We start from the raw sequence: 16,546 nt of genomic DNA on the forward strand, positions 1-16,546 counted from the left end.
TAAATGTTAACCTTCATAAGCTCATTTTATATAGATGGAGCCGCGCTTCATATTTTTACCATAGTAGATTTCGTCCATTTCTACTTTCAACCTCTCCGTTATGGAAGCCTGTTCTTCAGGGCTCAGTTTCTCCTTGGTATATCCGAATAAATAATTGTCCAGATCAAATGCCTTGAGCTTGCACTTGGTATGGAAAATATTTTCCTGATATACATTAACGTCAATCATGTCATACAGTTTCTTGTCCTTCTCAGGGATGTAGTTCTGAATGGAGCTGATGTCATGGTCGATGAACAGCTTCCGGCCGTTGATATCGCGGGTGAAGCCGCGTACCCGGTAGTCCATGGTCATCATATCCGGCTCAAAAGAGTGGATCAGATAATTCAGCGCTTTAAGCGGAGAGATCTCCCCGCACGTGGATACATCGATATCCGCGCGGAAGGTGGAAATCCCCTCGTCCGGGTGGGATTCCGGATAGGTATGGACTGTTATGTGGCTTTTGTCCAAATGCATCACCACCGAGTCAGGAAGCGGCCCCGGCGTCTCATCAAACGTCTCGGTATCCATCTCGGCCACTGGGCCTTCCGACACCAGCATCGTCACACTGGCCCCTTGTGGAATGTAATCCTGCTTGGCAATATTGAGAATATTCGCCCCAATAATTTCAGATACGGATTTTAAAATAGCTGTAAGGCGGTCGGCGTTATACTGCTCATCGACATACTCGATGTATGCATCCCGTTCCTCGGTTGTTTTGGTATAACAGATATCATACATATTAAAGCTGAGCGATTTCGTCAAATTGTTAAAACCATGCAGCTGAACCGCCTGCTCGGGAGTTAGTTTCATTCGTCATTTCTCCTTAAGTCTGCAATAATAACTAAATTATTACCTGATCTGAATTGTCCTAGTCTTATAAATGTTTACCCGATTATTCACATCGTTAACAAGGTAACAAGAACTCAAGAGCGCCACCAGGCCGCAGCATAAAAAAGACCCGCAGGCGTCAGCCATGCGGGCAAGGAGTTAAATGGAAATGTCCAATTGTCTCCCCAGGTTTGGATCCATGCTTTTCTGAATCATTTGCACCATGTTCTGAGCCTGAGTTTCAGCCTGGTTCTTGGCCATGTTCAGCACTTTAATGCCGACGGCCTGTGACAAGGCTGACTGGCTCATGGCTGTAGCTGCTGCCGCGATATCCATACTCGCACCTCCCCTGATCATACTATCGGCAGATCGGGTTTTATTTGGAAGGGGCTGTCTTGAACGGTTTCATAAATACCTTGGGGATGTCCGTTTCAAAGCGAATAATCTCCCCCGTTACCGGGTGTTCAAAAGCCAGTATCCGCGCATGCAGACCCAGTCTGCCGATTTCTTTGGATTTGGAGCCGTATTTCTTGTCTCCCGCAACCGGGTGACCGATATCTTCCATGTGTACGCGAATCTGGTTCTTTCTTCCGGTCTCAAGATGTACTTCAAGCAGGGAGAACCACATGTTCGACTGCAGCTTCTTATAATGCGTAACCGCATGCTGACCGTCGTTCGGATAGGGGCTGGAGTACATCTTTAGCGTGCTGCTCTCCTTAAGCCATGAGCTGATCGTCCCCTCCTGTTTCTTCACCTCGCCATCGACAAGCGCGACATAGGACCGTTCCTTCACAATATCCTGCCATCCGTTCTGCAGTGTTTGCTGAACCTTCTCGCTTTTGGCAAACAGCATGACTCCCGAGGTATCCCGGTCCAAGCGGTGTACGATGAAGATCCGGTTGCCCGGGTCGCTCTGGCGGACATGGCTCATGAGCTGGCGGTAAGCCGTAATTTCATTCTCTTGTCCGGCCGACACCGATAGCAGTCCGTGTTCCTTCTGGATTACAATAATATGCTCGTCTTCATAAAGTATCGTCATCCCAACAAGCGGGGCAGAGGAGGTTACCTTATCCGGGTGAATCGAGACAATATAACCGGGTTCAAGCCGGTAGTTGTAGGCGGTGACCGGCTCACTGTTCACGGTAACCTGGCCGCGTGCCAGAATGGACTTAACCGAGTTTCTGCTTAAATGACGCAGCGTCTCGATCAAGAAGGGCAGCAGCTCCGTCTGCTCCTTTACCGTATGAATCCGTGGTTTGGGGGGACTGCTTATTTTGGTGGTTCGGCCATTGCTGTAGCTTTTTTTCTTCACGTTCGTGCCTCCTGATAATCCGTACCGGCAAGCGTGGAACCGTATGAAAGTTCCTGCATTTGACGGAGATCCTTGTTCTAAGACCGATGATAACCTTTATATCACGCCAAGGTCAATGATCCGGCGGTTGCCGTATTAGACAAACCCCGGTAAACTAACAGGGCAGGGTTGTTGACGGAAGGTTTTGCTCGAGTAGAGTAAGGAGATTATGAATATGAATACAGATATTTTCACAATAGAAGAAGCCCGGGAAGTACTGCAGAAATACTACGGGTATCCGGATTTCCGTGAAGGACAGAAAAAAATTGTAGAGAGCCTGCTGCAGGGAAATGATACGCTGGGTATTATGCCCACCGGGGGCGGTAAATCGATTTGTTATCAGATTCCCGCGCTGCTGCTGCCGGGACTGACTCTGGTCGTATCCCCGCTGATTTCGCTGATGAAGGACCAGGTGGATGCTTTGACCAGTATGGGGATATCGGCTGCATATATCAACAGTACGCTTAGCGGCAGAGAAGTGAATGACCGGATCAGAGCCGCCAGAAGGGGAGAATTAAAGCTTCTCTACGTGGCACCCGAACGGCTTGAACTGGATTGGTTCCAGACGGAAATGGCGGAGCTGCCGATTTCGTGTGTGGCCGTGGATGAGGCGCACTGTGTATCCCAGTGGGGACATGATTTCCGGACGAGCTATCTGGCTGTAGCACCTTTTGTATCGGCTCTTCCAAGCCGCCCGATTCTGGCTGCTTTTACAGCAACCGCCACTCCTGAGGTTATGGATGATATGATGCGGCTGCTCAGACTGCGGGAGCCGGAGGTATTCGTCACCGGGCTTGGGCGCGATAATCTGGCGATGTCTGTCCTGCGCGGCGAGAACAAGCGAGAGTATGTTATGAACTATGCCGAAGCCCATGCTTCACAATCCGGCATTATTTATGCCGCGACCCGCAAGGATGTGGATGACCTGTATGAACGTCTTCGCCGTGCAGGCATTGCCGCTGGCCGATATCATGCAGGTTTGTCTGACGAAGAACGCGCCGAGAACCAGGAAGCATTTCTGTATGACGACATCCGGGTGATGGTGGCCACGAATGCTTTTGGCATGGGGATTGACAAGTCCAACGTCAGGTATGTAATTCACTATAATATGCCTAAAAATATGGAGGCTTATGTCCAGGAGGCTGGCCGTGCAGGACGGGACGGTGAGCCGAGCGAGTGCATTCTCCTGTTCAGCGCTCAGGACATTATGACCCAGAAGTTCCTGATTGAGCAGAATCCTCAGGAGGGGGACCGCAAACGCAACGATTATCGGAAGCTGCAGCAGATGGTGGAGTATTGTTATTCCAACCGCTGCTTAAGATTTGCGATGCTGGAATATTTCGGTGAGAAGCATGATCAGAAGCCATGTGGAATTTGCAGTTCCTGCCGGGATGAACGTGAACTCACGGATATGACCGTGGACGCCCAGGTTGTGTTTTCCTGTATCTTCCGGATGCGGGAGAGGTTCGGTGTCTCCATGGTGGCCTCGGTGCTCAAAGGTTCGCAGAATAAAAAGGTGCTTCAATACGGGTTCGACAGCCTTCCAACCTATGGCATGATGCGCACCCGGACCGAAAAGGAGATCTCCGAGCTGATCAACACGTTTGTGGCCGATGGCTACTTGTCCCTTTCTGAAGGACAATACCCTGTCGTCCGCCTTGAGCCAGTTGCGGCGGATGTGCTTAAGGGCAAACATCAAGTGATGATGCGGGCTCCGCTGCCTTCGGCTTCAGCTGCTTCCGGGGCTGGCCGGCGGAGAGGCCAGTCCTATGATACGGGGCCATCTGCCGTCAACGAGACCGTGTTCGAGCAGCTGCGATTGATTCGCCGTGATCTGGCCCAGCAGGAGAAAGTGCCGTCTTATATCATATTTAATGACGCGACCCTTCGTGAGATGAGCGTCGTCTGCCCGCAGACGGAGTCGGCTATGCTGCGGATCAAGGGTGTCGGTGAACTGAAATATAAGAAATACGGACGGCCCTTTCTGGAATTCTTCCAGAATCAGGGCAGCGTGCCGGAGATGGATGATGTGGAGTTCTAGTTTCAGCGTTGGGCTATAGCGCCCAAACGACAGGCTGCCACATCAGCGGAGGAAGCGGAGCGATGACGTAGCCTTAGCGGCCGTGCGGTACACTGAGCGGCCGCTGCCGTACCATGCACGTACATCAGCGGAGGAGGCGGAATCGTCCTGGAGAAGCGAAGTGTTCGCCTTTGCTCCCGGATTCCTACCCTGAAGGATACAATCCTGGAATCCGGGAGGAACAGCGATCGTAAGGATGATCCGCAGCCGCAGCGGTGGACTGTGGGATATAGGCTGTTCGCAACCGCAGCTTTGGGCTTAGCGCCCAAGCGACCGACTGCAACACCAGCGGAGGAAGCGGAGCGATGACGTAGCCTTAGCGGCCGTGTGGTACTGGGCGGCCGCTGCCGTACCAGCTACGCACCACAGCAGCGGAGGAGGCGGAATCGTCCTGAAGAAGCGAAGCGTTCGCCTTTGCTCCCGGATTCCCACACTGGTGATACAATCCAGGAATCCGGGAGGAACAGCGATCGGAAGGATGATCCGCAGCCGCAGCGGTAGACTATAGCCACAGATGGTCGGCAGCCGCAACGGCGGGCCATAGGCCACAGGTGACCGGTAGCCACAGTCTGGCTATAGACATAAGAAGACTGGCAACGGTAGCCCGGTAACGTAGTCCGTTCGCTGCCGTACCAGCTACGCACCACAGCAGCGGAGGAAGCGGAATCGTCTTGAAGAAGCGAAGCGTTCGCCTTTGCTCCCGGATTCCCACAATGGTGATACAATCCAGGAATCAGGGAGGAACAGCGATCGGAAGGATGATCCGCAGCCGCAGCGGTGGATTATAGCCCACAGATGGTCGGCAGCCGCAGCGGTCGTGCGAGGTCCCTCTTTTTTCAAATCCAAAAGAAGGTCGTGAATCATGAAAGTAATTCTATCCACGCTGAATGCCAAGTACATTCATACTTCACTGGCCATCCGCCTGCTGAAGGCATACAGCGGCCATGAATTCGATATCGGACTTGCCGAATACACCATCAAGGACCCGGCGATGAACATTGTGTCGGACTTGTTCAATAAGAAACCGGATGTCGTCGGCTTCTCCTGTTATATCTGGAACATTGAAGAGACGCTGAAGGTGGTCGAGATGTTAAAGAAGGTCATGCCTCAGACGACCATTGTTCTAGGCGGGCCTGAAGTGTCCTATGACACAGAGTACTGGATGAAGCGCTCGCCTCATGTGGACTTCATCGTGATGGGGGAGGGGGAAGAGGTGTTCCACCGCCTTCTGCAGGAGCTAAGCGGGGAACGCAAGTTTCATTTTGTCTACGGCATCGCTTACCGCAAGGAGCATGAAGTAGTGATTATGCCCGGACATCCGAAGAGTGATCTGAATACCCTGCCTTCCCCTCACCGTTTCCCAGAGGATATCCCAAACTTGAGTAAAAGAATTGTCTACTTCGAGACGAGCCGGGGCTGTCCATTCAACTGTCAGTTCTGCTTGTCCAGCATCGAGGTCGGTGTCCGCTATTACGACATTGAGCGGGTGAAATCAGATATCCTGTATTTAATAGCCAACGGGGCTAAGATCATCAAATTCCTGGATCGCACCTTTAACATTAACCGGGCCTACGCCATGGAAATGTTCCAATTTCTAATTGAGAACCATCAAGGATGTGTGTTCCAATTCGAGATCACGGCTGATATTATGCGGCCTGAGGTGCTGGAATATTTGGCGGAGAATGCGCCTCCGGGAATTTTCAGATTTGAGATCGGAGTGCAGTCGACCAACGACGATACCAACGAACTGGTCAAGCGGCGGCAGAATTTCACCAAGCTGACGCGTACGGTAACAACTATCAAGAACAGCGGCAAGATCGATCAGCATCTGGACCTGATCGCAGGACTGCCAGAGGAGAATTATGATTCTTTCCGCAAAACGTTCAACGATGTGTTTGCTCTGGGGCCGGAAGAGCTTCAACTCGGATTCCTCAAGATGCTCCGGGGAACCGGGCTCAGAAATGATGCCAGCAAGTATAACTATACTTACATGGACCATGCCCCTTATGAAATCCTGGGCAATGATGTGCTGCCGTTCTCGGATATTGTAAGACTGAAGCGGCTGGAGGATGTGCTGGAGAAATACTGGAATGCGCACCGGCTGGATCATACGCTCACTTACCTGATGAAGCATGAGTTCGATTCCCCGTTTGACTTCTTCCAGGACTTCGGGAACTATTGGGATGCTCAGGGGTGGCAGAGAATCGGCCACCAACTGGAGGATTTGTTCACAAGGCTCCAGGCTTTCCTGAAAGAACGGGGACTGAAGCGTCCAGATGTGGTCAAGGGGCTCATGCAGTTGGATTACTTCCTTGGTCATAAATACAAGCCGCGCAAAATTTGGTGGGAGAGTGTGGTGGATAAGGACCGCAGAAGCCTGCATTTCAGAACCTTGATCGAGCAAGCCGACAAGGTGTCCGGAAATTTCGCAAGCCTTCATATGGAAGAGCGCGATCTTCAAAAATATGCGGTGGTCGAAGAGATCAGCTTTCCGCTGCATCGTGTGCTGAGTGGGGAGCCGGTATCTGACCTGTATCTGGATGATGTGAAGCACCTGCTGGTCGTACTGTACCAACAGAATGAAGCGGAGATTCCAGAAGTTTATACTGTCCCGCTGGTTGAGAGTCCGGTGTAAGCAGCCGCATCCGGCTCATTCACACTTCAGGGTTAACACCGGAGAGATTTTGAAGTTGAAATGATTCACTTTAACGATGAATGAAACAAGTCACAGTGGCATTATCAAGAGCATTCCTTAACAGGACTTGCTCATGGTAATGCCTTTTTTGCCTGCTAATAGAGAAGAGTACACCCCTGCTTCAGAAGACCCAAACCGTTCTACCAACTCCTGAATACGATATTCCAAAAACACGGATAAATGGAGCTGGAGTCATGTCCATAGAAAACGGATATCAAGTAGTGTGGAAAGGTCCCGTATACAAAGCCAGTGGGCTTGGTATTGCCAGCAGAGCCTATGCCCACGCTTTAAGACGGCAGGGGGTGGAGCTCTCGATAGACAGGGGCGGCGGGAGCATTGCCCATAAACTTAATAACAAAAGAAAGGTCCTGATCTATCACTTTCCTCCGAGCATGATTAATTTTAAGAAAGAAAGAGCCCGGTATGACCGGATTATACTAAACACGGTCTGGGAAACCACGAAAATACCTGCCCATTGGCTTCCAAACATCAATAAATTTGATGCCATCTGTGTACCCTCAGTTCAAAATAAACAGGCTTTGAAGAACAGCGGTGTGAAAATACCAATCTATATTGTTCCTCATGGGGTAAATACCAAAGAGTATGCTCCAGGCGGCCGCAAGCTGCCTATACCGCAAGCTGTCGGGAGATTTACCTTTGTGTCGGTATTCGGCTTTCAACACCGGAAGAATCCCGAAGGGCTATTGCGGGCTTATTGGGAGGAATTCTCCGCTTCTGATCGGGTGCTGCTCGTCATTAAGACGAATGGATACTCTCCTTATGAAGATGAGAGCTGGATTAAGAATAGAATTATGCGATATAAAGAAACACTCGGAATCCGCAAGCCAACGGCTCCAGTTGTGGTTATTGGAAAGCACTTAAGCTCCGGTCAAATTCGGGGGTTATACAGACTCGGCCAGGTGTTTGTTCTTCCGACACGTGGGGAAGGAGTGGGGCTGCCATTTCTTGAATCTTTGGCCAGCGGTGTGCCGGTCATCGCAACAGGTTGGGGGGGACATATGGACTTTTTAACACCCGGAAATTCATTCCTGATTCCATACCAGTTAAGAAGTCCTGTGCACAGCATGAACAGCAGGCATTCGATCTCGCGCCAATTTCGTTCCCTGTTCGTAGGAAGAGGGCAGCAATGGGCCGAGCCGAGTATCAGCAGCTTGAGAAGACAGATGCGGTACGCCTATCAGCATCCGCAGTTATGTAAGGAAATGGGACGCCGTGGCAGGAGGGATGTGCTTAGGTTCTCATGGAATAGGGCAGGGCTTCTCATGAAACAGGCCATTGAGCAGACTCTAAGGAATAGACATTAGGCTTAAGGAAGGTTGCCTTTGAAGCATTAATGTGTTTGTTGTATAAAAAAACGGCGTCTTTCTCCGATGAAATGTCGGAAAAGGATCACCGCGCAATTTAATTTCTCTCTTGTTCAAGCCTCTTCTGAGACTAAACAAGGAGGCTTGAGAACAGGGGGAAACTCGTCACGGGCTGTTGTCTTCAACAGCAGTCGAAACGGGATCGGGCCGGGCCGATTCCGGCAGGGGAATCCGCTGGTTCATCCAATCGATCAGATGAGCGGTAACCTCGTCCCGGTTGATCTCGTTCAGGATCTCGTGTCTTGCTCCCGGATACAGTCTGCATTCCACGTCCTGAAGTCCAAGCTCCTGGTAACGCCTGTGCAGAAGTCGGACACCATCGCCTTTCATCCCAACCGGATCTTCCTCGCCGCTGAACAGATAGACGGGTTTGTCTTTGGGGATTCTCTCCATCCGGGAAGGGGTGTGTATTTCCTGCAGGAGCCGGAAGAAATCCCGGAAGAACCCTGCGCTGCTGATTACGCCACATTCCGGATCTGCAATATATTTATCAACTTCCCCATCATCGCGTGACAACCAGTCGAAGGCTGTCCGAACGGGCCGGAATGTACGGTTGTAACCGCCGAACACGAGTGCATTCAGCAGCAAGCTGGGATGCCTTTCCCCCTGCAGGGCGATCTGCATCCTTGCGACCTGCTCGCCGAACTGCAGCATCCCCCTTTTGCCGCAGGTGCCCGACAGCATAAAGGCGGCATAAGGATCTGGCCATGTGTACATCACCTTCTGGGTCAGAAAGGAGCCCATGCTGTGGCCAAGCAGCAGCAGTGGAGTCTCGGGATGCTTATCCTTAATTATGGCTCCCAGCAGAATCATGTCATTCACCATGGCATTAAAGCCATCTGTGCCAGGCCTGCCGAGCTCTTCATGGGTGCCTGCGGTCCGCCCGTGTCCGCGGTGATCGTTCGCATAAACTACATAGCCCTGAGTGGTCAGAGCTCTGGCAAGACGTTCATAACGCCTGGCTGTTTCGGCCATGCCGTGAGCAATCTGAACGACACCGCGAGGGGGGCCTTCCCACTCTGAGGGAGATGGGAACCAGTTATAGATGTAAATATATTTTCCGTCCGAGCTAAGCATGTCGAAGTGATGCGACTCCATAAGAACCGTCCTCCTTTACAGCTATATAGTATGCTCAGGATATGCGCGCAGGTTCAAAAAATTCAATTCGTTCCCCGTCAGGCCCGTTAAAGAAGAAATATCGGCTGCCGTTGGGTAAGGATTTGATCTCCGCATCTCTGCCGGACAGTCCCAACTCCGCAATACGGGCGTATTCGCTATCGATATGGCTCACAGTGAACGCCAAATGATGAACACGTCCTTCACTGGCGAGTTCTGGAGCGTCCTTCAGGTAAATAAGCTCAATTTCCACACTGGTCTGTCCGGGAAAAGATAGAAAAGCCAGACGAAAATCGTCCCCGACTTCCCCAACAGTATTCAAGAGTTTAAGTCCTAACACCCGTTTATAAAATTCAATGGAATCTTCAAGTACAGACACGCGGATTCCAATATGCTCAATTTTGTGTACACTCATGGAACTGGCCTCATTTCGTAGGTAAGTAGGTTATAATTTAAAATTTCATGTTATTTCTTCTCGATGGCAACCAGATAAGGAGACGCAGAATTCTGAAGCTGGCGGTAAACTATGGACTGGGCCGTGGATACCGGCAGAGCAGCGGCCCAGTCCTCTACGGCTGCCGCCTCAGCAGCTCCACCAGGGTGCCCGGGATAAAGCACTGCGGTGATAATTCCCTTTGGCCGGAGCAGATCCAGAGCCTCACCCAGGGCCGTCAGCGTACTGGAGGTCTGGGTGATTAGGGCCGGATCAGCACCCTCTGCCGGGAGATACCCGAGGTTGAACATAACCGCGCCTACCTTCCCGTGAAGAGAGGCAGGCAGAGCCTCCCGCATCTGCTCATGCCCGCAGTGCAGCAGTTTGGCTGGGGCCAACTTGGCCTCTTCCTGCTTCGCCAGCCGCTGCCGGGTCAGTTCCAGGGCCGCAGCCTGAACATCGAAGCTGAACACCTGTCCACGCCGACCGCAGGCTGCCGCGAGGAATAGGGTGTCGGCTCCTGTGCCTGCAGTCGCGTCAATGGCAGCCTCGCCCGGCTGGAGACGGGCGGCGACAAGCTGATGAGCCATGCTGAGTACGGATAAGAAGCCCACCTTAGTTCCCCCTCCAGAATTTTCCCTGCCAGGAATCCCGGTTCTTAAGCTCACGGTCAATCGCATTCAGAACTTCCCATTTCTTAAGGCTCCACATCGGGCCAATCAGCAGATCACGCGGCGCATCGCCAGTGAGCCGGTGAACAATCATTTCGGGAGGCAGGAATTCGAGGGTGTCTGCGATCAGCTTGACGTACTCGTCCTGTTCCAAAAAGCGCAGCAGACCAGCCTCATACTGCTTCACCATCGGCGTCTTCCGCATAAGGTGAAGGAGATGGATCTTAATTCCCTGAACATCCATCTTCGCCACAGCACGGCCGGTCTCCAGCATCATCTCATGGGTTTCCTGCGGAAGCCCATAGATAATATGGGTGCACACCCGGATGTTGTGTTTGCGCAGCTTCTCGACCGCCTCTAAATAACATTTCGTATCATGGGCCCGGTTAATTAGCTCTGAAGTTGCCTCATGGATGGTCTGAAGCCCCATCTCCACCCAGAGGTAGGTTCTCTCGTTCAATTCAGCCAGGTACTCAATGACATCGTCAGGCAGGCAGTCAGGACGCGTGGCAATGGACAAGCCCACGACCCCGGGCTGCTGTAGGATGACCTCGTAATACTCACGTAGCTCCTCTACAGGAGCATAGGTGTTGGTGTAGGCTTGGAAGTAACCGATATATTTGGCGCTGGGCCATTTGAGATGCTGCTTGTCACGGATCGTATTGAACTGTGTAACCAGATCATCCCGGCGGCTGCCGGCGAAATCGCCGGAACCTCTGGCACTGCAGAAGGTGCAGCCGCCTTTAGCGATCGATCCGTCGCGGTTCGGACAGGTGAAGCCGGCATCCAGCATTACTTTAAACACTTTTCCTTCGAAAACCTCACGCATTTCTGTATTCCATGTATGAAATCTTTTATCTCCCCATGTAACAGGGGGAGACGGCATTTGTATACCCATGGTAACTCCTTTGGTTAATTGGGATTAAGCTCTAGGCAGCAAGCTGTTTTTCTTAGGTTACATTGTACCAAAAAACACAAAAAAAGGGGAACTCGGCCGTGGTTTGTTGAATTCATCTAGCTATTGTGATATTTTAATATCAGTCAGTAATTGATTTATCGAGTCAAAGCGCTGACGGACTATGATTCATAATGAAAGTCCTAGATATGTAGTGGATCTGCCTGCAAGCGGATCTTAAGGATCGTTGGACCCCAATTCCAAATATAGTGAAGAAGGAATCTTTGACCGTTTCCAGCGGACGAAGATTCCTTCTTCCATTTCATCCCGGAATGGACTTTACTTTTGGGACAATCTTAGGCACAATAATGCAGGAGTATCAAATGTTCAGTGTCCATAGAGCGACACAGGATAAAGACGGAGGAATGAGATGCGTTTACGCGGAAGAAAAGGAATCAGGGAGAACCTCGAATCCCAGCAGGATATGATCACCCTGGATCCACGGGAATATAAAGGTCGCTGGGCGGAATGGTTCGGCAATGATCATCCGGTTTATATTGAGCTTGGAATGGGAAAAGGTCAATTTATCAGCGGAATGAGTGTGAAATATCCGGATTGCAATTTTATAGGGATGGATATGTATGATGAACTGATCCGGCGGGCCAGTGAGAAGGCGCGCGGGATTTGGATGGAGCAGGGTGTTGAGAAGCCGTCCAACGTAAAGCTGGCTTTGGGGAACATCGAATCCCTGGAAGAGTTTTTTGCACCCGGAGAGGTAGAGCGGATTTACTTGAATTTCAGTGATCCATGGCCGAAATCACGGCACGGGCGCCGACGTCTGACACATCCGCGTTTTCTTGATAAGTATCGTACGGTGCTGAATGAGAAGGGGGAAATTCATTTCAAGACGGACTCCCTTACGCTGTTTGAGTTCTCACTCAATTCATTTGCGGCAACCGGGCTGCAGATGAGCAATATTTCCCTGAGCCTGCATCGGGAAGGCATCAACGAAGCTCATGTGATGACCGAATATGAGACGAAATTTGTCTCCCAAGGCATGAATATTTACCGCTGTGAGGTTATGGTGGGGAGTGAGGCTCTCCGCAATTATCATGAACACAAGATGGAACTCTTTTAAAACAAGTTAACAACATAAAGAGAAGGGCTGCTCTTAGTCAATGTGACTAATGAACAGCCCTTTCTTTTTGTTCGAGCAAGTCTATGATGGCTTGTGCACTTTGCATAGGATGATAACAATTAATCTGTTCGATAACTTGTTGGCGCTTCTTCTGAACCTCATCATAATGCTCGGTAAGCTGGGTCACCCAATCTGTAATCACTTCAAGTCCTGTGATTGGCGTCCCCCAGCCTTGAGAAGCAAAGTACTGTGAATTCTCCTCCTCTTGACCAGGTAGCGGCTTGTGGAACAGCATCGGTATCCCTTTGGCCAAGCCCTCGGAGCAGGTCATCCCGCCCGGCTTCGTAATGAGCAGGTCCGAGACTTCCATAAGCTTGTCAATTTCCTTAGTAAAGCCCATGAGATGGATATTCGGATGATCGAAACGGGGGTCCTCCTGCATCTTCTGAAGGGACTTCTTATTGCTTCCGAAACAGAAAATAAGCTGAATCTGCTCACGGTAGCTGGCGAGGAGCGTATTGACCGCCTCATCCTTCATAAAACCCCAGCCTCCACCCATCACAAGGACGGTTGGCATGCCTGTGAGTCCGAATCTGGCCCGAATATCCTCCTTGCTGTGATGGCGTTCCCAGAAGCTCGGGTGTACAGGAATGCCGGTGATCCGGATTTTGGATTCATCCACTCCGCGTTCCAGGAGCCTGTCCTTCACCTGGCTTGTCGATACCAGATAACAGTCCACTTCACGACTGACCCAGGTCCCGTGAGCATCGTAATCAGTAATTACAGTGCACAAGGGCACATCCAGGCCAAGGCGCTTCATGCGTGAGATTACTGCGCTTGGAATCGGATGCGTGCAGACGATCACATTGGGATGGATCTGCCGGATTAGCTCTGTCGTATGGGTATAAAATATCCGATGCAGTGCGAGCGTCGTCAATCGGTTTAATGATTTCTTATAATTGCTCCGGTACATCATCCGGACCAGCCGTGGCTGGGAACTCAGCGTCTTCTTATACGCTGTGATAATTAATGGAGCCATTCTGGGGTTCAGAAAGCTTCCAAGCTCCAGCACCTTGGTCTGCACATGAGGCGATACTTTGCGCAGACTGCTTGAGAGCGCATAGGCAGCTTGTGTATGACCCGCGCCAAACCCTTCGGATAAAAGCAGTACTCTTTGTTTTTGCACGTTAGTTTCACCTTTTCCTGCAAGGTTTTACCATTAACTTAACAATATCCCCTTTACGGCCATAATGCAACCGTCCCAAATGCGACCCCGGTCCCGATTACAGCTCCGGCCAATACGTCGGAAGGGTAGTGTAGACCCAGATAAATCCGGGACAGGCCTACCAGCATGGCAATAGGAGCCAGGAAAAAGGCCGACATGGGCTCCATGATCATAAACGGCATGGTAACCGAGAAAATAGCTGTTGTATGGCCTGATGGGAATGAGTGGTCCGTAAGCGGATCACGAAACGTATGGGTACCGGGAAGAGTCAAATAGGGCCTTACCCTTGGATAAGTCTTTTTAGCTATGGCTACTGGAATATGACTGACCGCCAAGGATACAGCGGCGATGAGTGCCGTGTGCTTCCATGGATCGGGAGCGAAGATCCACAGCAGCACCGTCGCCGAAATGGTAAAGGTGGCTCCGCCCATATGAGTCAGATAATATAACCAGAAATTAAGGAAGCTTCCATGCAGACCAGTATTAATTCCGACAAATAACCGCTGATCGAGGTGCTTCATTTTCATAAGAAATCGCTGCATACAATCCCTCCGCTTGGATGGGCTTGTTAATTAACAGCCCAAAGCTTTCTTATACTTATGGAATTTCTAATCCATATAACCAGCTGGTCTGAACAACCCGAAGCAGCAGATTGCCGTTATTTTCAGGATAGAATAATCATATTTTTATTCTGCGGTCATTTCAAGTTTAGTTTGTTTATTTTCTGTTCCAGTATGGCCTTTTTTTGACTTATAGGGTATTAACCAACTACAATGATTCAAATGATATCAAAAAAGTTTAAAAAGTTAACAGGATTTCCGTAAACTTTTCCCTGCTTTTTCTCGTTTGTTTTAATATAACCTTGTATTTTACGATTATTTTAGCAAAGGGGGGCTTAAGGGAAATAAAAAACGGGAAAACGGATGAAAATAAGACCTAACCGCTATGAAATCGAGGACGAGGTACACCTGTACCCTAATATATTCATTCTTTTGGGCAAAATTTAACGGAAGAAGTGAAATTAGCCTTTTGACAAATGGCGTGAATTCGTAGAGAATCTTTATGTCTGACTATTTGTTCCAGAATAAAATAAATAACCATGAACAAATGGACCGGGCTTTTAGTTACCAGTTGAATATTTAAAGGGTCATTAGAAAAACTGCGAATAACAAAAGAAATGTAGAGAGAAAACGTAGTTTAATTTCATGAGGGTTAAAAGGGGGGTACCAGGGAATCATGTTGGATGCCATTCTTGTTGCACTGCAGATTATTCTTGCAGTCATTGGTGTGTATCAATTCGTGTTCTCTTTGTTTGGCATGTACAAGAAAAAGAAAAAGCAGCAGTTTCCTCCAACCAAATCCTTCGCCGTACTGGTTGCGGCACATAATGAGGAGCAGGTTGTCGGAGCGCTTATGGAGAACCTCAAGCTGCTTAATTATCCGAAAGAGCTGTATGATGTGTTCGTAATTTGTGACAACTGTACGGACGGCACGGCTAATATTGTCCGCAGTCACAATATGAACGCTTGTGTGCGTACCAACCCGAATCTTCGGGGGAAAGGGTACGCGATTGAATGGATGCTGAAGGAACTGTGGAAGATGCCGCGACAATACGATGCTGTTGTGATGTTTGATGCGGACAATCTGGCCCATCCTGACTTCCTGAACGAAATGAATAACGATCTTTGCTCCGGTGCCCGCGTCATTCAAGGTTATATCGACACCAAGAATCCAGAGGATTCCTGGGTTACTGCGGCTTACGGCGTATCCTATTGGTACGTTAACCGGTTGTGGCAGCTTCCGCGCCACAATTTGGGTATGGCTAACTTCCTAGGCGGAACCGGAATGTGTTTCGAAACAGAGCTGCTTAAAGAGATCGGTTGGGGAGCAACAAGCCTGGTTGAGGACTTGGAGTTCACGATGCGCTGTGCAAGCAGAGGGATTTATCCAGTGTTCAACTATGACGCCAAGCTGTTCGATGAGAAGCCGCTGACGTTCAAGGCCTCCGCACGCCAACGTCTGCGTTGGATGCAGGGCCACTTCACGGTTGCCCGCCGTTATTTCTTCCCGATGTTGTGGAAGAGCATCAAGGAAAGAAGCATGACCAAGTTCGACATGGCGCTTTATGCTGTTAACGTGTATATCGTGCTGTTGACATTCCTGCTCACGGCTTTTGTATGGGCGGATCAGTCTTTGTTTAAAGGGCCGCATTTCACAACGATGTACAGCTACCTTCCATTCTGGGTATCGCTGTTGGCAATCGCCGCAAACGTGTTTTTATTTTTGTCTGCCATGATTTTGGAGAAGATTACCTTCAAGAAAGTTTATATGTACTTGGTACTCTTCCCGATTTATCTGATTTCCTGGTGGCCAATCACGTTCTACGCGTTCTTCACACAGAACAACAAACAGTGGAGCCATACGGAGCATACACGGGTTGTGCGTCTGGAAGAGGTTCAGAGCAAACAGGGATAATTTATCCCTGTTTTTTATTTGGATAGTGACTTGACCTGTTAGTGCGGGTATGGTATATTAATCAAGTATTGCTGTTAGCAAGCTTTTTGGATTGCAAGCAGAGGCCCTGGCTTCTCACCTGACTGACTTCGGTTGGCTGGTTTTGATCCGATGATTTATGAATGTGAATGTTCATGAAGAATTGATGATCAATATGGGATGCGGGTGATAACCTG

Annotated in this window: 14 protein-coding genes; 5 read left to right on the forward strand and 9 right to left on the reverse strand. The window is 50.0% G+C overall.

Annotated elements, in window-relative coordinates; all coding sequences use genetic code 11:
- Positions 1–21 precede the first annotated feature (21 nt).
- The 3 genes from speD to BN6628_RS06020 all read right to left on the reverse strand — a co-directional run bounded on the left by speD (position 22) and on the right by BN6628_RS06020 (position 2,179).
- Positions 22–849, reverse strand: a complete 828-nt coding sequence (speD, locus tag BN6628_RS06010; RefSeq protein ID WP_068615538.1) for an adenosylmethionine decarboxylase — start codon at positions 847–849, stop codon at positions 22–24.
- A gap of 177 nt (positions 850–1,026) precedes the next feature.
- Positions 1,027–1,203 carry a YjfB family protein gene (locus BN6628_RS06015; protein ID WP_068615540.1) on the reverse strand — a complete coding sequence of 59 codons (177 nt, stop codon included), beginning with the start codon at positions 1,201–1,203 and terminating at the stop codon, positions 1,027–1,029.
- A gap of 40 nt (positions 1,204–1,243) precedes the next feature.
- Positions 1,244–2,179, reverse strand: coding sequence for an RluA family pseudouridine synthase (locus BN6628_RS06020; protein WP_068615542.1), 936 nt, complete (start codon positions 2,177–2,179; stop codon positions 1,244–1,246).
- A gap of 214 nt (positions 2,180–2,393) precedes the next feature.
- On the opposite strand from BN6628_RS06020, the gene recQ reads away from it, so the two are divergent.
- From recQ to BN6628_RS06035, 3 genes are all read left to right on the forward strand, one after another.
- Entirely contained in the window at positions 2,394–4,259 is a 1,866-nt protein-coding gene (gene recQ, locus BN6628_RS06025; RefSeq protein WP_068615544.1) for a DNA helicase RecQ, read from the forward strand.
- 901 nt (positions 4,260–5,160) lie between these two features.
- Positions 5,161–6,933, forward strand: a complete 1,773-nt coding sequence (locus BN6628_RS06030) for a B12-binding domain-containing radical SAM protein (RefSeq protein WP_068615546.1) — start codon at positions 5,161–5,163, stop codon at positions 6,931–6,933.
- A 254-nt stretch (positions 6,934–7,187) separates the two neighbouring features.
- Positions 7,188–8,318 carry a glycosyltransferase family 4 protein gene (locus BN6628_RS06035; RefSeq protein WP_068615548.1) on the forward strand — a complete coding sequence of 377 codons (1,131 nt, stop codon included), beginning with the start codon at positions 7,188–7,190 and terminating at the stop codon, positions 8,316–8,318.
- A gap of 165 nt (positions 8,319–8,483) precedes the next feature.
- Here the strand turns inward: BN6628_RS06035 and BN6628_RS06040 are convergent, their stop codons facing one another.
- Genes BN6628_RS06040 through BN6628_RS06055 form a run of 4 tightly spaced genes read right to left on the reverse strand, consistent with a single transcriptional unit; the run spans position 8,484 to position 11,496 of the window.
- Complete coding sequence (locus BN6628_RS06040; RefSeq protein ID WP_068615550.1) at positions 8,484–9,476, reverse strand: alpha/beta hydrolase; 993 nt, start codon at positions 9,474–9,476, stop codon at positions 8,484–8,486.
- Between the two features lie 34 nt (positions 9,477–9,510).
- Positions 9,511–9,909, reverse strand: coding sequence for a VOC family protein (locus BN6628_RS06045; protein ID WP_068615556.1), 399 nt, complete (start codon positions 9,907–9,909; stop codon positions 9,511–9,513).
- 50 nt (positions 9,910–9,959) lie between these two features.
- Positions 9,960–10,541 (reverse strand): tRNA 5-(aminomethyl)-2-thiouridylate-methyltransferase MnmM, encoded by a 582-nt coding sequence (locus tag BN6628_RS06050; RefSeq protein ID WP_068615561.1) that lies wholly within the window; start codon positions 10,539–10,541, stop codon positions 9,960–9,962.
- Position 10,542: 1 nt separating this feature from the next.
- The gene (locus BN6628_RS06055) at positions 10,543–11,496 is read right to left on the reverse strand and encodes a tRNA modification radical SAM protein MnmL/YtqA (protein ID WP_068615562.1); all 954 of its coding nucleotides are present in this window, start codon (positions 11,494–11,496) and stop codon (positions 10,543–10,545) included.
- Between the two features lie 427 nt (positions 11,497–11,923).
- On the opposite strand from BN6628_RS06055, the gene trmB reads away from it, so the two are divergent.
- Positions 11,924–12,631, forward strand: coding sequence for a tRNA (guanosine(46)-N7)-methyltransferase TrmB (gene trmB / locus BN6628_RS06060; RefSeq protein ID WP_068615565.1), 708 nt, complete (start codon positions 11,924–11,926; stop codon positions 12,629–12,631).
- Positions 12,632–12,677: 46 nt separating this feature from the next.
- On the opposite strand, the gene BN6628_RS06065 is transcribed toward trmB, so the two are convergent.
- Both BN6628_RS06065 and BN6628_RS06070 read right to left on the reverse strand, forming a co-directional pair.
- Entirely contained in the window at positions 12,678–13,817 is a 1,140-nt protein-coding gene (locus tag BN6628_RS06065; protein ID WP_068615566.1) for an MGDG synthase family glycosyltransferase, read from the reverse strand.
- 53 nt (positions 13,818–13,870) lie between these two features.
- Positions 13,871–14,398 carry a phosphatase PAP2 family protein gene (locus BN6628_RS06070; RefSeq protein WP_068615567.1) on the reverse strand — a complete coding sequence of 176 codons (528 nt, stop codon included), beginning with the start codon at positions 14,396–14,398 and terminating at the stop codon, positions 13,871–13,873.
- 694 nt (positions 14,399–15,092) lie between these two features.
- Between BN6628_RS06070 and BN6628_RS06075 the strand changes: the two genes are divergently transcribed.
- Positions 15,093–16,331, forward strand: a complete 1,239-nt coding sequence (locus BN6628_RS06075; RefSeq protein WP_068615568.1) for a glycosyltransferase family 2 protein — start codon at positions 15,093–15,095, stop codon at positions 16,329–16,331.
- Positions 16,332–16,546: the final 215 nt, after the last annotated feature.

It is taken from the genome of Paenibacillus tuaregi (genome assembly GCF_900086655.1).
GTDB lineage: Bacteria > Bacillota > Bacilli > Paenibacillales > Paenibacillaceae > Fontibacillus > Fontibacillus tuaregi.

Bases quoted from the DNA above. Each gene is read 5' to 3' on its own strand.
- speD (WP_068615538.1), bottom strand. From the start codon at position 849: ATGAAACTAACTCCCGAGCAGGCGGTTCAGCTGCATGGTTTTAACAAT.
- BN6628_RS06015 (WP_068615540.1), bottom strand. From the start codon at position 1,203: ATGGATATCGCGGCAGCAGCTACAGCCATGAGCCAGTCAGCCTTGTCA.
- recQ (WP_068615544.1), top strand. From the start codon at position 2,394: ATGAATACAGATATTTTCACAATAGAAGAAGCCCGGGAAGTACTGCAG.
- BN6628_RS06030 (WP_068615546.1), top strand. From the start codon at position 5,161: ATGAAAGTAATTCTATCCACGCTGAATGCCAAGTACATTCATACTTCA.
- BN6628_RS06035 (WP_068615548.1), top strand. From the start codon at position 7,188: ATGTCCATAGAAAACGGATATCAAGTAGTGTGGAAAGGTCCCGTATAC.
- BN6628_RS06040 (WP_068615550.1), bottom strand. From the start codon at position 9,476: ATGGAGTCGCATCACTTCGACATGCTTAGCTCGGACGGAAAATATATT.
- BN6628_RS06045 (WP_068615556.1), bottom strand. From the start codon at position 9,909: ATGAGTGTACACAAAATTGAGCATATTGGAATCCGCGTGTCTGTACTT.
- BN6628_RS06055 (WP_068615562.1), bottom strand. From the start codon at position 11,496: ATGGGTATACAAATGCCGTCTCCCCCTGTTACATGGGGAGATAAAAGA.
- trmB (WP_068615565.1), top strand. From the start codon at position 11,924: ATGCGTTTACGCGGAAGAAAAGGAATCAGGGAGAACCTCGAATCCCAG.
- BN6628_RS06070 (WP_068615567.1), bottom strand. From the start codon at position 14,398: ATGCAGCGATTTCTTATGAAAATGAAGCACCTCGATCAGCGGTTATTT.
- BN6628_RS06075 (WP_068615568.1), top strand. From the start codon at position 15,093: ATGTTGGATGCCATTCTTGTTGCACTGCAGATTATTCTTGCAGTCATT.